The sequence below is a fragment of the Symploca atlantica LB2515 genome, assembly GCF_052546295.1.
In genome coordinates, this window is record NZ_JBQWMT010000001.1 from 2,492,909 (window position 1) to 2,510,281 (window position 17,373).

Genomic DNA, 17,373 nt, shown 5'->3' on the forward strand with positions numbered 1-17,373 from the left:
AAATCGCCTGCTCATGAGCAGGCGATTTTTCGTTAAAGTTAATCTGTTATCTGAAGTTAACCCCTACTCCCACTCAATGGTGCCAGGAGGCTTAGAGGTGATATCGTAAACTACCCGATTAACGTCTTCTACCTCATTAACAATCCGGTTGGAGATAGTTTCGAGTAGGTCGTAAGGCGCTCGTGACCAATCAGCAGTCATACCATCTTCACTGGAAACGAAGCGCAAGACGACGGGATAAGCGTAGGTGCGCTGGTCACCCATAACTCCGACACTGCGCACGGGCAACAGTACGGCAAACGCTTGCCAAAAGTCATGATAGATTCCCCGCTGATTAATTTCTTGGCGGACAATAAAATCAGCCTCACGCAAAATATCCAGCCGTTCTTTGGTGACTTCGCCAACAATACGAATTGCTAACCCTGGGCCGGGAAAAGGATGCCGTCGCACGATTTCCTCTGGCAAACCAATGGAACGTCCTACTTTACGAACTTCGTCTTTAAAGAGTTTGCGCAAAGGTTCAACCAGTTTAAAGCGTAAGTCCTTAGGTAAACCGCCAACATTATGATGGCTCTTAATTTTCACCGCTACGCGCTCACCGGTTTGGGGATCAACGTTAGTATCGGCTGATTCAATCACATCGGGATAGAGAGTACCCTGAGCCAAATAATCGAAAGGACCGAGGCGTCTCGACTCTTCTTCAAAAACGTTAATGAATTCATGACCAATGCGGCGACGTTTTTCTTCTGGGTCTGAAATACCATCAATCTGGGTAAGAAAACGCTCACAAGCATTGACATATTCTACAGGAATGTGAAATCGCTCCTGAAATAACTTCAGCAAGCGCTCTGGTTCACCTTTACGCATGAAACCTTGGTCAATGAACATGCAAGTGACCTGATCCCCAATTGCCTTGTGGAGCAAGAAAGCGAGAGTGGAAGAATCAACACCACCGGAGAGAGCCAGCAGCACCCGCTTGTCTCCGACTTTGGCACGAATTTCTCTAATCGCTTCTTCAACAAAGGCTGCTGTTGTCCAAGTGGGTTCACATTCACAGATGTGGTAAACAAAGTTACGGATCAGAGCAAGACCACCCTCAGAATGTACTACCTCAGGATGGAACTGTACACCATAAAGCTTGTTTTCATGGTGAGCAACTGCAGCACAGGGAGTATTCTCCGTATGCGCTAGAATTTCAAACCCTTCTGGCAAAGCTTGACAAGAGTCCCCGTGGCTCATCCACATGACTGACCCTTCTTCAACATTGGTCAGCAAGTCAGTAGGATCGTCAATTAGTAGTGATGCTTTACCGTACTCGGCTCTTGCGGCACGTGTTACTTGCCCACCAAGTTGTTGCACCATCAACTGCATACCATAGCAGACCCCTAGTACTGGTATACCTAGATTCCAAATTTCCGGGTCGCACAAGGGTGCCCCCTTGTCGTAGACAGAATTGGGACCTCCTGAAAGAATAATTCCTTTAGGGCTAAGCTGCCGTAGCTGTTCGGCAGTAGTGCGGTAAGAAATAACTTCAGAGTATACTTGAGTCTCGCGAATGCGACGGGCAATTAGCTCGGAGTATTGGGAGCCAAAGTCTAAGATGATGATCATTTGACGGTTGAGTTGCCCTTGTAGAGACGTTGGTGATAATGTCTCTACTTGGTCAGATGCTTGTTCTGTCTGTAGTGTCACTGATGCGTCCGTTATAGCAATTGTGTAAAGGTGCAAGAGATTTTGCTGCTCAAACATGCTCAGGAGAGCAGCAAGAATCTCTTGCAGGGAAAGTTTGGTCGAAACCCAGCGGTTTCTGTAGGTTAAAGCTACGGAGATTCCTACAAAGTTAGCACAATTGTGATAGAAACGTGACACCTGTGGCGCTAGTAGCGAAAATTTGGCGATCGCGATTAAACATTACTGAACCAACGCAGATCTCTTGTTCAGAGTGTTTTTGGATATAATCTTGGCAACGAGTATCAATAGTACTCGCGATCGCACCGTAAACTTGATTCACCCAATCCTTACCACTGGTAGCATCCCATTTCCGGAGACATTGAAGTGCGGCTTCAGTCGTCGGACTCTGAAAAACTTCTTGTAACAGCGCTGTTGGTAGACCGAGCTTAGCGCAGTGAGCTGTTAAGATCTCCAGCCTACCATCGGCTAGATGGTGGTGAGTATGAAAAATTCCCCCTGCTAGTTTAATCAGTTTGCCATGATAGCCAAACAGCAAAATTGCAGAAATTTTCTGCAACCCAGCCTCTACCAGCATCGGTCCCAGCCAATTGGCAGTTTTCACCAATTGCTCTGGATTAATCCCTAGCTTTTGGGCTAAATCTAAGCCATTTTCTCCCACACAAAACACTAAACACTCAAAACGGCTAGCTTTGTATCGCAGTTCTTCGCGGTAAGCTTCTAACTGACCAGGAGCGCTTAGAGGTTGAGAAATGCCTGTAGTGCCTAGTAGTGAAAGTCCTTCCACCACCCCAAAAGCTGCATTGGAAGTGCGTTGTGCTAGCTGGCGTCCTTCTGGCAAGATAATTGTCACCTGAATTTTTTCTGCTGGTGTGAGATAAGGCTTCAGGTTGGCTTGCAGCAGTTTTTGAGCATAAGCATAAATTGCCGCCTTACCACCTGCACTTATTTGTCGCCCAATTCCTTCTCCACCGACTAACTTTACCTGTTCTGTTTGCCCCGATTGAACCCATTCAACTACAGCCCACACTGGAGTATCGCGGGTCAAATCAAGGTTATCACCAGGGTTGCTACGAGTAATTGCTAGCGCCATACCTGCCCGAATCCCTGACACTTGTTCGATGGGAATTTCTACAGTTTCTGAAGGTTCAATTAAGTCCACTGATACAGCATCCAGTGGTTGTAGGTGGCGCAACCAATGCAGTGCAGCCATGGCTGTGGCACAGGCGAATACAGGTAATGTATATCCAGACTGAGCAGAAGATACAGTCATAAGTAGCAAATGGCAAATGGTTAATTGAGCTGTACACGCCAGGAACTGGATTATAGTCTCAATTTTCTATTTTCTATTTTCCATTTACCGTCACGATTGCCCATATTCTCTTTTGATGCCTTCGAGGTTATCGCGTAACTGTGCAACGTGAAGCCAGCCAACAAAGCCACTATAGAGACACAGCCCTTCCCTATTAGCAAGAAAAACATGTTCGATTTGTAAGGGGTTCTTCCAAGTACGAATCGTTAGGCCATTTTCGAGAGTTACATACTTCTTAGAAGAGGAGAAATTGCGCCAATGACCATCAGTCATTCCTGGTAATGAGCGTAAACGTTGAATTAATACACTGGCAAAATCTGCTACTTTAGGTTGAATTATGACTGGATTAGCCCAAAAATTACGAATGCTTTCTACTACTTGCGGATGATTTTTGAGAGTAGCGTGAGGTAAATTCGGTAGTATTATTGAACTTCCGTAATCGAACTTGGTTGTTTCTACAGTGATTGTGCCGTCGCTGCCCTGATCAATATTGCCTGCGATCCCCAAGGTAGGAATAGCTTGAGCAATCAATTGCGCCATCTCTCGGCGATTGATGCCTAAATCTCTGGCTATACCAATGCCAATACCTAAGGGATCGATGATTCGTGCGATATCTGCACCCCCAATAGGAGAGGCAATCAGTACTAAAGATTCTATTTGTGGCCACCATTCTGGGTGACGGCTGAGAACTTCCAGCCAAATTAATCCCCCCATCGAATGACCAATGATTCTCACTGGTGTTTCGGGATGATGGGAAAATGCTTCTATTGCCGTTTGTTCTACTTGCTCAATCAGAGGTTCAATTCTCAGCCAGGTTCTCCACCAGCCGAGATCGGGAGTAATAATTCTAGTTTTTGGGGTTGCTATTGCCTGTGCCAGTTGAGCGATCGCTTGCGCATTATCTGCCCATCCGTGTTGGGCATAGAGAATAAAATCCGGTGCCTCGTGATCCTTTAACACTTTTTTAGTTCTTGGTAATCAGGTAACACTTTTTTAGTTCTTGGTAATCAGGGCTATTACCCCTTATTTTCTTAAAAATTCTTATTAAATGAAAATAGACACCAGAGCAGTTCTCACCAGCTCATCTAAGATAAGTCTTTAATCAAGGACTCCTGCTCGTCACTCGATCAACGATAAGCAATAGCTCAAACAAGCATGAATACAGTAGATTATTTGCGAATTAGCCTCATTGACCGCTGCAACTTCCGTTGTCAGTACTGTATGCCGGAAGGAGCTGAGCTTGATTATATCCTGCGGCAGGAATTATTAACTAATGAGGAACTGCTAAGGCTACTTAAAGAGGTCTTTATTCCTGTAGGTTTTAGTAAGTTTCGCCTCACGGGTGGGGAACCCTTATTACGTCCTGGTGTTGTGGAGTTAGTCAGAGATATTGCCTCTTTACCCCAAACTCAGGACTTAGCCATGACCACAAATGCCTATTTACTCGCAGGCATGGCAGAAAATCTCTATAATGCAGGCTTGCGGCGTGTCAATATTAGCCTTGATTCTCTTCACCCAGAGACTTTTGACAAAATTACTGGTAGCCGGGGACGTTCACGCTGGCAACAGACTTGGGAAGGCATTCAAGCCGCCTACCACGCTGGTTTTGACCCCCTCAAGCTAAATGTGGTAGTAATTCCGGGGATCAATGAAGGCGAAGTATTAGATTTAGCTGCCCTAACTATTGAACGTCACTGGCATGTTCGCTTTATTGAGTTTATGCCGATTGGGAATGCCGAACTCTTTGGAGAACGTGCTTGGGTGCCTTCAGAGGAATTGCGACAAAGCATTCGCGAACATTGGGGTTTGAGTGCCGCTAATGTCCGGGGGAATGGACCGGCTGATGTCTTTCAAATTCCCGGTGCTTTAGGCACTTTGGGCTTTATTTCTCAGATGTCAGAGTGTTTTTGCGATCGCTGCAATCGCATGCGCCTTTCTGCCGATGGCTGGCTACGCCCCTGTCTGCTCAATGAAAATGGTCAAATCGACTTAAAAAAAGCTATCCGTCTCGGTATTGACACTGCTGATTTAAGAGAACAAGTAAGAGAGTTACTGCTAATTAAACCAGAAATTAACTTCAAGCAGCGAGACTCTGGAACCCAGGGAACTTATACCCGCACCATGTCGCAGATTGGCGGTTAGTGAGAACTGAAAAAAGTTGAAAGTTAGAAGTTAAAAGTTTCACCTCCAACCTTCTAACCTTCAACCAGTAACTTAACCTAGGCTTTCCGTGAGTAGTACTCAACCACAAGCAGTTCGTTAATTTGCAGCGCCACCCACTCGCGCTCAACGACACCATTAACCTTGCCTACGAGAGCATTTTTGTCAAACTCTAAATGACTGGGAAGGTTTGCCAAGCCTGGGAAGTCGAGATTTTGTGTCACCAGACGCTTGGACTGAGCGCGGTCTCTAACCCCAATTACGTCCCCTGGTCGGCATTGATAGCTGGCAATATCGACCACTCTACCATTGACCGTCACATGACCATGGTTGACCAACTGACGAGCACCAGGGACTGTACCTGCCATTCCCAGACGGAACACCGTGTTATCCAGTCGCATTTCCAGCAGTTGCAGCAAGGCTTGACCTGTGGAACTTGTCCGCCGACGAGCTTGACGCACGTAGCGAAGCAACTGCTTTTCTGTAACGCCGTAGTTGTAGCGAAGTTTTTGCTTTTCCTCTAGGCGGATAGCATATTCTGAACGCTTCCGGCGACCTTGCCCATGTTGACCTGGTGGATATGCCCGGCGGGGCGTCTTGCGAGTCAAACCAGGCAAATCACCTAGACGGCGCACCACCCGCAGACGCGGGCCTCGATATCGCGACATATAACTTCCTCTTTAGTGTCCTAACTAAATCTTTACCCAAAACTATTATTTTACACTTAGAGGGCAAGTAATTCCCAGGGTAAAAATCTGAACCCGCAACTTATAAACCAATTTTACAGAATGGCTTCATTCTCATTCTGGCAGAGTCCGGCGCGGCAGCTCACCAATCTAGCTAAAACAATTGCTAGAACCTTGCTCCAGAATTAGTAAATGTCTTGCCCGATCAGGCTGCAATAGCTAAGATTATTCCCGGTTGAATACTTACACTTTGGTACTATTCTCGTTGTTTCTGTTGAGTAGTGTAATCAGCAGCTTATTGGTAACCGAGGCAAAGCAAATGGCTCAACCACGGCAAGAGTCAAACCCTAGTCTCCCAAAACGATTGGTAGAAGTGGCTCAAATCTTTCTCAAATTAGGCACAATTGGCTTTGGTGGCCCGCAAGCCCATATTGCCATGATTAATGATGAAGCCGTCATTCGACGTAACTGGCTCACTCAGGAGCAGTTTACCGAAGGTTTGGCGGTTTGTGAAATGCTACCGGGTCCAGCTTCTACCCAGATGGGGATTTATGCAGGTTACTTAAGGGCTGGACAATGGGGAGCCTTAGTAGCTGGACTGTGTTTTATTAGTCCAGCTTTTTTAATTGTTGTGGCTCTTTCTTGGGGATATTTTCGTTTTCAGGGATTGCCTCAAATCGAAGCGCTGTTTTTGGGTATCTCTCCAGTCGTAACCGCGATTATTTTGGGCTTTTGTTGGAAGTTGGGCAAAAAGACAATTAAACACTGGAGTAGTGCTTTAATTGCGATCGCTGTTTTTCTGGTAACCTTACTCTCTCAGTTAAGTGTCCTAGGGCAATTTCTGATTGCAGGATTGATTGGCATGTATTTCTCTGGCCCTAGAGGGCCACAAAATCGCCAATCCACGTCTAGGCAAGTTAATAGTTATCTACTGCCGGGATTAGCTATTTTGTTGGGCAACATACCGACAGAAACTCTTGCTCTTTCCAGTTTCTGGGGATGGGAACGCATTAGGGAATTTTTCTTACCTTTGACTCTATTTTTTCTCAAAGTTGGCAGCTTTATCTTCGGTGGGGGACTGGTGATTATCCCTTTGTTAGAATTTGAAGTGGTTAATAAGCTTCAATGGCTTACCCACACTGAATTTATCAATGGAGTGGCAATTGGGCAGTTAAGTCCTGGTCCTGTAGTGCTAACGGCGGCTTTTGTTGGTTACAAGGTTGCCGGAGTGCTGGGAGCATTAGTTTCTGCCGTTGGCATTTTTACTCCCTCTTTTATTTTTATTATGGTGGCTTCACCACTGCTGTTGCGGGTTCGTCAAAACCCCTGGATTCAGGCTTTCTTGAGAGGAGTAACCCCTGCTGTTGTCGGAGCAATTGCCGCAGCAGCATTACCGTTGGCACAGACAGCTTTGGTACAGGAAAATATACTACGTTCGGCAGTGGCAGTTTTAATTCTGATTCTGGCTTTAATTGCTCTATTACGCTACAAGACTCCTACTTGGCAATTGGTGCCAGCAGGAGCATTAATTGGGCTATGTATGGAATCTTTTGGAAAATAGAAAATGGTTAATTGAAAATAGAGGCTATCAACCAGATTCTGGCATTTACAGCTCAATTTTCCATTGACCATCTCCCGTTTTTCACTGACGATGAATCGAGTGTCTTTTTAGAAGGTCAATTATTCAAAATTTTGAATAATTGGACAAATCAGCCCTTCTTCTTGATGGTATAAAGGTTTTCTCTCGGAAACTAGAGATAACAGTTCTGATTTGAGTTCTTTTAACTGTTGAATCCGAGCATTAATATCTAAGACTTTGGCTTGGATCTTTTGCCTAACTTCGTCACAGGGTAATTCCCCGTGATCGTGAATACGGAGAATTTCTCCAATTTGTTGGAGACTGAAACCGAGATTTTGCGACCGCTTAATAAAGCTGAGGCGAGACACTACATCAGGTGAGAATAGTCTAAAACCTCCCTCTGTACGTCCTGAAGACTTGATTATGCCTAGTTCTTCGTAGTAGCGAATAGTCTTAATCGGAACACCACTGAGGGCTTCTAGTTTGCCGATCAAGAGGAGTTTTGGCTCACTAGTAAGCATTGCTTTTTTCCTTACATTTGATCTAGTTAATATCTTTAGTATCGGCGTCAATGAAGGCAAATTCAGCAAAAATAATCCAGATCTCCGACTTCTTTTAGGAAACCCTGATTGCCCAAAGAAGTCGGAGATCTGCCGGAAATCCCCCAGCAAGTAACGTTTGATGTGCACTCTACAGAAGCCTTGGGTACTCTAGTCTCACAATAGGGGTGGAACTATAATAAATTCTCAACCATGAAATTTGTAGATGAATACCGGGATGGGGTAGCAGCACAAAAGTATGCTAATGCGATCGCCTCTGTAATTAGTCAACCCTGGACAATCATGGAAATCTGCGGCGGACAGACTCATTCCATTGTCAAATATGGAATCGACGAGCTTTTGCCCAAAGAAGTCACTCTGATTCATGGTCCTGGTTGTCCAGTTTGTGTCACGGCAGTGGAATTAATTGACCAAGCAATTGCCCTTGCCTCTCGCCCGGAAGTTATTTTATGCTCCTTCGGGGATATGCTGCGAGTACCAGGAACCAAAAAAGATTTGCTCAGTGTTAAGGCAACTGGTAGCGATATTCGTATTACTTACTCTCCCCTAGATGCTCTAAAAATTGCTCAGAACCATCCCACAAAACAGATAGTTTTCTTTGCTGTCGGATTTGAAACCACCACACCAGCAACAGCGATGGCAGTGAGCCAAGCTTATCAGTTGGGTTTGAGAAATTTCTCCCTTTTAGTATCTCATGTACTGGTGCCGCCAGCAATGGAGGCAATTCTTTCTTCACCTAATTGCCGTGTTCAAGGCTTTCTCGCTGCTGGTCATGTTTGCACGGTGATGGGATATCACGAGTATCAGCCTCTTGCTCAGAAGTATCACATTCCGATTGTAGTCACCGGCTTCGAGCCAGTGGACATTCTGCAAGGAGTTTATCTGTGCATCAAACAGCTAGAGGAAGGGAGAGCCGTAGTAGAAAATCAATATACTCGTTCTGTACAGCAGCAAGGTAATCAAATAGCTCAACAGCTAATTCGCGAAATCTTTGAAGTGGTGCCGCGTCGGTGGCGTGGGATCGGCGAGATTCCCCAAAGTGGACTAGGACTAAGAGAGCAATATGCTGACTTCGATGCTGCCCGTCGTTTTGAATTAGGTGCCATCGAGCAACTGCCATTACAGGCTTCGGAATGTCTGAGTGGATTAGTTTTACAAGGTATTAAGAAACCCCACGAATGCCCAGCCTTTGGTAGTCGTTGTACTCCTGAGTATCCCCTAGGAGCCCCCATGGTTTCCTCAGAAGGAGCTTGCGCCGCTTATTATCGCTATCGACAACAGTCAGATGTTAACCAAGAAGTGGCGTTGACAGTACCAAGGCATGGTGAGTGATCGAGACTATTGCTCAATTAACGAGGGGTTAGACCCCTCTCTGCGTAGGGAGGGGTTTCCGGATTATATAAGATCACCTTTGATCAGTACTTGTATCAAGTCTTTTACATTTTTATGTTAGAGGATCAAGGTAGATCGCCCATTTGAGCAAACATTAGCCATTAAAGGCGATTACCTATGGTACTAGCGTTAGCGTGGCGGTTCCGTAAGGAGCTAGCTGATCGCACCTATGTTAATCAGATTTATCAGTGGTTTGACTTACCGAGTTTTCAGAAAAGTTCGCTTTCGCACCCTGCTGCTTGCTCCCGTAGCTTCTTTCGTATTTGCCTGGTTATCGGTCATTTACACCCCCGGTGAAACTCCAACGACACCAGCCGTACCAGAGAGCAGTAGCTTTAAAGTTGCAATCCTCCTACCCAATTCTAGGGGTGATGACCCCTGGAGTCAGTCAGGTTACAAAGGTCTTAAGCTGATTGAAAAGGAGCTGGGAGCGCAAGTGGCTTACACAGAAAACCTAGCAGACTTGCCGCCTAGAGGGGTTGAGCAAGCATTTCGCCGATACGCCAAACATGGCTTTAATTTCATTATTGGTCACGGGGGCGAATTTAATGTGGCCGCAGAGACAGTTGCTAAAGAATTTCCTCGCACGGAATTTGCTATTGTGGGGCGTTATGCCGGCAATAATAAGAATCTTGGTGCTTTAGGGTTTCGTTCCGGTGAGTTAGGCTATCTTGCTGGTGTCGTAGCAGGCTTGAAAAGCGAAACTAGAAAAGTGGTAATGATTGGTAGCATGCCCATACCTGATATTGTCGAAGCTGGGAAGTTATTTGAGCGGGGTGCCAAAGCAGTAGATCCGAGGATTAAGGTATCTGTTAAGTGGATTAATAGCTTTGCCAATCCCGACAAAGCCGAGAAGATTGCCTCAGCAATGGTAGCAGCAGGAGCGGATGTATTGTTAGGCATAGCCGGGGCTGGTGATGCTGCTGTAGTTAAAGTCGCCTCAGAAGCTGGTGTACATGCGATCGGTTGGGTACAGGATTTATATAAGATGGCTCCTAACGCCATACTAACTAGCTCACTACAGAAAGTACCTGTAGTTTTGCTGGAAGGAGCTATGTTGGTAAGACAAGGACGCTGGGAAGGGAAACAATATCGGTTTGGGTTATCTGAGGGAGCGCAAACCTTAGCTCCTTTCCGCGGAGCACTAACCGCTAAAGAAGAAGATATGGTAAACACCGTCAAAAAAAATATCCTTGCTGGCAAAATTGATGTCTCGCCGTAATTCCCCTCAAAACAAAGCTAGAAGTGTTGGTAGAGGTGGGGGAATGCTAACGATTGCTAATCAATTGCGATATGGTTTGGTATTCTTGGTTGTATTCTCCTCTGTCCTCACTGGTGGACTGCTAACAAAATTGAGTTTCCGCTCTCAGTTGAAGCAGTCTCTGTTGCTTCAGCAGCAACGGAGCAAGTCAGCGGCACAACAGATTGATGTTTACCTAGAGGACTTGAAAAAGAAACTCAACTACCTAGCTAGGGTACAAGGCTTGACAGATTTACCCTCAGTAGTGCAGCAGAATTTATTAGAGGGTCTGACGCGCCACAATAAAGCCTATGAAATGGTCGCTCTTTTAGACCGCCAGGGTCAAATTGTTGCAGAAGTTTCACCCCTGGGGGAAATCTCCTCTGAATATCAAGCAAATGACCCTATATTTTCCCACACCTTCAACCGTCAAGAAGATTATGTTGGTGATGTGGAAATTGACCAAGAGCGGGGAGTACCCATAGTGACATTGGCAGTGCCAGTGCGCAATAATGCCGACGAAGTTGATGGCGTCTTGCTGGCGCGGATTAATTTAGAGTTTCTCTGGGTTATTGTCTCTGATACTAATGTGGGAGACACTGGTTACGCTTACGTGATTGATAATCGCCTTCACTTAATTGCCGAAAAAGGCAGTAACCCGACCAATTCAAAGCTCGAAGACCTCTCAAAGCGTCCTTTCCTGGAAAAATTAGCACCAACAGAAATCGATACTCAAAGCCAGCCGTTGAGTACCTACCACGGGTTGAGAAAAGTAGAAGTTTTGGGGGCCTATGCCTCTGTGGGTAGTGTTCCCTGGAAAGTGGTTGTTGAACTGCCTACCACCGAAGCTTACGCTCCTGTACGCCAGATGATTTTAGCCATGGCTGGAGCGCTTTCTCTGACCACCCTAGCTACCGCAGGGGTGGGTTTCTTTTTTTCGAGGCGGTTTGTCACCCCATTAGGTCGTCTCGCAGCTGCTGCTGCCCAGATTAGTAAAGGCAATCTGCATGTTCAGGTGAACATTCGCTCACAAAATGAACTAGGGGTTCTAGCTGACTCCTTCAACCATATGGGACGGCAGTTACAAGAGTCATTTTCTACTCTAGAAGCCAAAAACCAGGAATTACAACGCTTAGATAGGCTCAAAGATGAATTTTTAGCCAATACCTCTCACGAACTGCGGACACCCCTCAACGGCATGATTGGCCTTGCCGAATCGTTGATTGACGGAGCTGCTGGGCCAGTTTCTGAATCGCAACGCAAGAATTTGTTGATGATTGCCCAAAGTGGACATCGACTAGCCACGTTGGTTAATGATATCCTCGATTTTTCTAAGCTGAAACACAATAACCTACGACTGCAACTCAAGCCAGTGGGTATGCGAGAAATTGCTGATGTCGTTCTCACCCTCAGCCAAGCTCTGGTGGGTCAAAAAGATGTACATTTAGTTAACTCAATTCCCCCTGATCTACCTCCAGCCAAAGCTGATGAAAATCGCTTGCAACAAATTTTGCATAACCTAGTCGGTAATGCCATTAAATTCACCGATAGCGGTACGATAGAAATTTCAGCAAAATTAGTCAGTATTCCTGAGCAAGAACTAGGAATTGAGAGTTCTCATCGGCAAATTGCCACAAGTGAAGTCATTGCACAGATAAATCATACCTTAGAGCCAGGTATGACTATGAAGGGAGACTTTGGCGAAACTCAACCCAAGGATATTGCCTTTACACCCGCAAGTTTTCTAGGAGTCCCAGACTTTGACCAACAAAAGCCTAGCTTCTACGATTTCTACGAAACCTCAAGCTTGTTAGGCAAAAGCACTAATAATAAAAAACAATTAGTAATTACGATCTCCGACACTGGCATCGGTATCGCGGAAGATAAGATAGGTCGTATCTTTGAATCCTTTGAACAAGCTGATGGTTCGATGGCACGCGCCTACGGAGGCACTGGCTTAGGCTTAGCAGTAACTAAACAATTAGTAGAGTTGCACGGAGGAGAAATTTTTGTTGTCTCCGCCTTAGATAAGGGTTCAAGATTTACGTTTACGCTGCCTATTTTTGAGGGACAGTATTCAGTAATAAGTACAGATCCCCAAGATTCAAGAGTTAGAAGTTTGGCAACGGCTATTTCCCAAAAATCTGACTTTGATGATAGTGAGGCTTCCCCTTTAGCCACCATGCCAGACTACGTCCACGGAAACAGCTACACCCAGAATTTGCATACAGCCGTAGCTGAACCATCCTCAAAGTTTCAACAGTTAATCTGTCCCATACCACCAACGAATCAATTCAAAATCCTGATTGTCGATGATGAGCCAGTGAATCTTCAAGTGCTGGTAAATCATCTTCTGTTAGAAGATTATGCCATTACCCAAGCTAACAATGGCATAGAGGCGCTAGCAGTAATTGAGCAAGGTTTCAAGCCTGACCTCATCTTACTTGACGTAATGATGCCTCGAATGACCGGTTATGAAGTCTGCCAAAAACTACGGGAAGAATTTGCTGCCAACGAATTGCCAGTAGTCATGTTAACTGCAAAAAATCAAGTTAATGATCTCGTGGCAGGATTGAGTGTTGGTGCTAATGATTATCTGACTAAACCCATCTCGAAAAATGAGTTACTAGCTAGGCTAAAAACTCATCTAAGACTCTCTAATATTCACCTTGCTTGTAGTCGTTTTGTCCCGCGTCAGTTTCTGCAGTTGTTGAACAAAGAAAGCATTGTTGATGTTCAATTGGGCGACAATGTTCAGAAAGAAGAAATGTCGATTCTTTTTTCCGATATTCGCAACTTTACTACCCTGTCGGAAAGTATGACCCCGGAGGACAATTTCCGCTTTATCAATGCCTATCTGTCGCGCATGGAACCAGCAATTATTGACAATCGGGGCTTTATTGACAAATACATGGGCGATGGAATTATGGCGCTCTTTGGTGGCGTAGCCGACGATGCTGTCAAGGCAGCTATTACTATGCTAAATCGGCTCAGACACTATAATCAAAATCGTGCTAACTGCGGTTATCCACCGATTCAGGTAGGGATTGGTATTAATACAGGTTGCTTGATGCTGGGTACAGTGGGAGGCAAAAATCGCATGGATAGTACCGTGATTAGTGATGCGGTTAATTTAGCTTCCCGCCTAGAAAGACTGACTAAACAGTATGGAGTATCGCTATTAATCTCTCATCTGACATTAGCTCGTTTGCAAACTCCTGAGGAGTATAGCTTCCGCTTTATTGACCAGGTTAAAGTAAAAGGGAAATCGAAGGCGGTAGCTGTTTTTGAAATTTTTGATGGAGATGCTCCTTTGCTTAAAGCGAGTAAATTGGCGACAAAAAGTATCTTTGAAGAGGGTTTGTTGCTCTACCATCAGCAGGCTTTTAGGGAAGCCGTGCAAAAATTTGAAGAATGCTTGCGCCTTAATCCGTCTGATACAGTTGCTCAAATCTATTTCGAGCGTTCTTATCGGCAGCTATATCCTGGTACGTCTCCTTAGTAATAATAATTTCAAAAAATCTATAGATAGTCTGGATTGAAGTAATAAGAATAAGTAATAAGTAATAAGTAATAAGTAAAAGGAGGAAAAATAATTACCTAGAATTACTAATCCTCCCAAAAAATTTACAATGCACAAAAGAATTAAATGATGTGCTTGATAAATTGCTAGAAAAAGTTAAATTGAAGTCAGCTTCTTCTCTGGCAATTCTTCTTTCTCTGGCACTTGAGAGTTGACTTTCTCTACTACTATTTCACCAAAAGAAGCTTGAGGTTCTTTAAGGAAGAACCCACACAGACTAGCGCAAATCAGGGCAGTTATCCCCATGCTGGCGTACAAAGTCTGGATATCAGTAAGTCTATAGATGGTGAGATAAACAACTCCACCCACATTGCCGTAGGCACCCACACAACCAGATATTTGTCCAGTTATTTCTCTTTTAATTAGTGGCACCATAGCGAAGGTAGCTCCACACCCTGCTTGGACGAAATAAGAGCAGAACATAGTAACAGCAATCGCAACTAATAGTGACCAGTTACTATTAATATTCCCCATTAGTAAGTAACCAATACCAATGCCTACTGTTAAACAAGTCATTGTCCACTTGCGACTACCCAGTTTATCGGAAATTAAACCACCACTAGGACGTGAAATCAGATTAAAAAAAGGATAACTGGCTGCAATTATCCCAGCAACAACAGTACTGAGACTAAAAGTTTGTTCAAAAAAGCGAGGCAAGATTGATAAAATTGCTAGTTGAGAGCCAAAGTTAACGGCATAGGTAAAACTGAGTAAGGCAATTTGACGAACTTCGTAACGCGCAGATGGTGGGTAGCGCTTGGCACCTTTAAGAAAATTATGAGCAAACGGATTGATTGAGCCAACCAGTTCTTGATTCACCTGCCAGGATTTGTAGAACTGAAACAAATATAAAGCACCTAGAAATACCCAAATTAACAACACCTGTTGCCCATTCAAAAAACGGATTTTTTCTCCAGCTAATGGCCAAGTTAATAAACCGAGAGAAAGAATTAAGCCGAGGTCTAGCAAACTAACAGCAAAAAAGCTTTTGGTACTCGTCACCTCAAGACCACCACTGCGTCGAGGACGCTGAAATGCCTTGCCAGGGGGAGTGTCTTGAACATTGAAGAAGTAGATAACGCCGTAAATAGCCGAAATTAAGCCTGTAGTTAGGATGGCAACACGCCAATTTGTTAAACCGGAGGAATAAATAGAGGTAGCTACCGCGATAGGGGGCAACAAAAATCCAGCCGCAGCTGCGCCAAAATTGCCCCAGCCACCGTAGATGCCTTGGGCAATCCCGATTTCTTTAGGGGGGAACCACTCGGCCACCATGCGGACACCCACCACAAAGCCAGCACCAACAATACCGTTAAATAGACTATTCCACAGTAGTTGGTCAAAGTTCTGAGAAATGGCGGTAGTAATGCAGGGAATAGCTGCAAAAATGAGTAGACCAGAAAAGGTAATTCGAGGCCCAAAACGATCCAGAATCATGCCAATAACAATGCGAGCTGGAACGGTTAAAGCCAGGTTGCAAATTGCTAAAGTTTTGAGCTGTTCGGCGGTTAATCCTAGGTCTTTCTGAATCGTTGTTGCAAAAGGTGCAAAGCTAAACCAAACGATAAATGTCAGAAAAAAGGCAAACCAAGTCATGTGCAAGATACGGTATCTTCCACTAAAGGAGGCCAGTCCTTTAAGCATTGCTAAACTTCCCTATATTTTTGGTAGACGGAATATTTTTTCTGTGGGTTTTTTAAAGTATTTGACCCACTGCTGGAGTGCTATGCCAATTCACTGTTTTGTAAATTGGTAGCTTAGTGAAAAGGGCAACCACCAGATGTCTTGCTGCCAATAGCTGGCTGGTCAAAAAAGTTCGGTTTGAGGCAAACATTTTGGTACTCACGGTGAAAAACCTCGGTGGTTGAGGCCGAGATTGGTGGCACAGTCCAACCCCAATCGGCTGGAACCGTTCTACCAGACTCCTCCTCTCGCTCGGTGTGACGTATGAATTGGTGAGAGGCTGTGTGATGGTCAACAATTGAGATACCTTGTTGGGCAAAAGAGTGCAAAATGGCAATATTTAGTTCTACCAAGGCTCGGTCTTTCCAGAGAGAAATTTTGGAGGTGGTTTTTAGACCCAGTTTTTCAGCAATAATTGGCAGCATGTTGTATCGATTGGTATCTCCAAAGTTACGGCATCCAATCTCCGCACTCATGTACCAGCCATTGAACGGCGCTGCCGAGTAGGAAATCCCTCCGATTTCGAGGCGCTTGTCAGAAACTGCTGGAAGAACGTGCCATTTCAGACCTAAATCGGCAAACCAGGGGTATTGGGGATGACTAATTGGCACCTCCATGACGATCTCTGGTGGTAGCTCAAACAGCCGTGGTCTTTGACCTGGCATCTGAATAATTAAGGGCAGTATATCGAAGGGAGTTCCTGCTCCACCTGACCAGCCTAGGCGTTTGATAATTTCTGTTAGTTCTACCTGAGCTGGATCACCTAGTACTGAGCCATCAGTTTGTCGGTATCCTGCATAGCGGATTAGTAATGGATTCCAGATACGGATGCCTGGTTGGCCCGGCTGATCAGGGGCAAAAATGCTGATTGTTGGTCGGATGCTGCCGCCGTTGGTAGCAAATTGGATATGTTCGACTATGGCGGCAAAAATTTCTTCAGCAGTGGATAGATGACGTAAATCTTGCACGGTTAGTCCCTGCCAATAAATGCGCCCAATACACCTGACACTATTGCGCCATGCAACTTTGGCACCGTGGGTCAACTCTTCAGGAGTCTGTAAGTAGGTGCCAGTGTGCCGTAACTCCTGCTTAATTTGACCTAGTCTTGCCCACAACTGACTTTCTGAAAGCTGTTTTTCTCGGTGGAGTAGCTGGAGGTAATCCTCTGCTTCCAGCAAAGTTGGGGAGACTAATTCTTGTTGTTCAATTTTTTCCCAGAGCGCGATCTGGTTTTTTCTGTGGCTGCACCAATTCATGATTTTTTGGGGAATGTAGCTGTATTTATTTCCTGCTGTGGAAGAAATTTTCCACGGCAATTAGCAACTCTCTGTTAAGACTGAAAGCTTGCACCTTTTGTAATTAGGTGGTTAAGATTTTAGGTTGGCTAATCCAGCCAGCCCCTCTTGTATAATGCACACTGACTAATAGGGCAGGTTGCCAAACTATTGATTGTTCTCGAAGAGGCAAAATGCCTAGGTGTCTGCATGTT

Annotated in this window: 12 protein-coding genes; 5 read left to right on the forward strand and 7 right to left on the reverse strand. The window is 45.0% G+C overall.

Going from position 1 to position 17,373, the window contains the following annotated elements:
* Positions 1–63 precede the first annotated feature (63 nt).
* The 3 genes from guaA to ACT7WV_RS10490 all read right to left on the reverse strand — a co-directional run bounded on the left by guaA (position 64) and on the right by ACT7WV_RS10490 (position 3,961).
* Positions 64–1,692, reverse strand: coding sequence for a glutamine-hydrolyzing GMP synthase (gene guaA / locus ACT7WV_RS10480; protein ID WP_445102849.1), 1,629 nt, complete (start codon positions 1,690–1,692; stop codon positions 64–66).
* Between the two features lie 148 nt (positions 1,693–1,840).
* Positions 1,841–2,962 (reverse strand): cobalt-precorrin-5B (C(1))-methyltransferase CbiD, encoded by a 1,122-nt coding sequence (cbiD, locus tag ACT7WV_RS10485; RefSeq protein ID WP_445102850.1) that lies wholly within the window; start codon positions 2,960–2,962, stop codon positions 1,841–1,843.
* Positions 2,963–3,052: 90 nt separating this feature from the next.
* Positions 3,053–3,961, reverse strand: coding sequence for an alpha/beta hydrolase (locus ACT7WV_RS10490; RefSeq protein ID WP_445102851.1), 909 nt, complete (start codon positions 3,959–3,961; stop codon positions 3,053–3,055).
* Positions 3,962–4,156: 195 nt separating this feature from the next.
* Between ACT7WV_RS10490 and moaA the strand changes: the two genes are divergently transcribed.
* On the forward strand, positions 4,157–5,143 hold the full coding sequence (moaA, locus tag ACT7WV_RS10495) for a GTP 3',8-cyclase MoaA (protein WP_445102852.1): 987 nt from the start codon (positions 4,157–4,159) through the stop codon (positions 5,141–5,143).
* Positions 5,144–5,220: 77 nt separating this feature from the next.
* On the opposite strand, the gene rpsD is transcribed toward moaA, so the two are convergent.
* Positions 5,221–5,829: a 30S ribosomal protein S4 gene (gene rpsD, locus ACT7WV_RS10500; RefSeq protein WP_445102853.1), complete on the reverse strand. Its 609-nt coding sequence runs from the start codon at positions 5,827–5,829 to the stop codon at positions 5,221–5,223.
* 337 nt (positions 5,830–6,166) lie between these two features.
* Between rpsD and chrA the strand changes: the two genes are divergently transcribed.
* Entirely contained in the window at positions 6,167–7,408 is a 1,242-nt protein-coding gene (chrA, locus tag ACT7WV_RS10505; protein WP_445102854.1) for a chromate efflux transporter, read from the forward strand.
* Positions 7,409–7,527: 119 nt separating this feature from the next.
* On the opposite strand, the gene ACT7WV_RS10510 is transcribed toward chrA, so the two are convergent.
* Entirely contained in the window at positions 7,528–7,947 is a 420-nt protein-coding gene (locus ACT7WV_RS10510; RefSeq protein WP_445102855.1) for a heavy metal-responsive transcriptional regulator, read from the reverse strand.
* Between the two features lie 231 nt (positions 7,948–8,178).
* Here ACT7WV_RS10510 and hypD point away from each other — a divergent pair, with 231 nt between their 5' ends.
* From hypD to ACT7WV_RS10525, 3 genes are all read left to right on the forward strand, one after another.
* The gene (gene hypD, locus ACT7WV_RS10515) at positions 8,179–9,318 is read left to right on the forward strand and encodes a hydrogenase formation protein HypD (protein ID WP_445102856.1); all 1,140 of its coding nucleotides are present in this window, start codon (positions 8,179–8,181) and stop codon (positions 9,316–9,318) included.
* Positions 9,319–9,547: 229 nt separating this feature from the next.
* On the forward strand, positions 9,548–10,600 hold the full coding sequence (locus ACT7WV_RS10520; RefSeq protein ID WP_445102857.1) for a BMP family protein: 1,053 nt from the start codon (positions 9,548–9,550) through the stop codon (positions 10,598–10,600).
* Positions 10,587–14,120, forward strand: a complete 3,534-nt coding sequence (locus tag ACT7WV_RS10525) for a response regulator (protein WP_445102858.1) — start codon at positions 10,587–10,589, stop codon at positions 14,118–14,120. Before ACT7WV_RS10520 ends, ACT7WV_RS10525 begins: the two co-directional genes overlap by 14 nt.
* A 177-nt stretch (positions 14,121–14,297) precedes the next feature.
* Here the strand turns inward: ACT7WV_RS10525 and ACT7WV_RS10530 are convergent, their stop codons facing one another.
* Together ACT7WV_RS10530 and ACT7WV_RS10535 are read right to left on the reverse strand one after the other, a co-directional pair.
* Positions 14,298–15,845 carry a NarK family nitrate/nitrite MFS transporter gene (locus ACT7WV_RS10530; protein ID WP_445102859.1) on the reverse strand — a complete coding sequence of 516 codons (1,548 nt, stop codon included), beginning with the start codon at positions 15,843–15,845 and terminating at the stop codon, positions 14,298–14,300.
* Positions 15,846–15,958: 113 nt separating this feature from the next.
* Positions 15,959–17,140 (reverse strand): nitric oxide synthase oxygenase, encoded by a 1,182-nt coding sequence (locus ACT7WV_RS10535; RefSeq protein ID WP_445102860.1) that lies wholly within the window; start codon positions 17,138–17,140, stop codon positions 15,959–15,961.
* Positions 17,141–17,373: the final 233 nt, after the last annotated feature.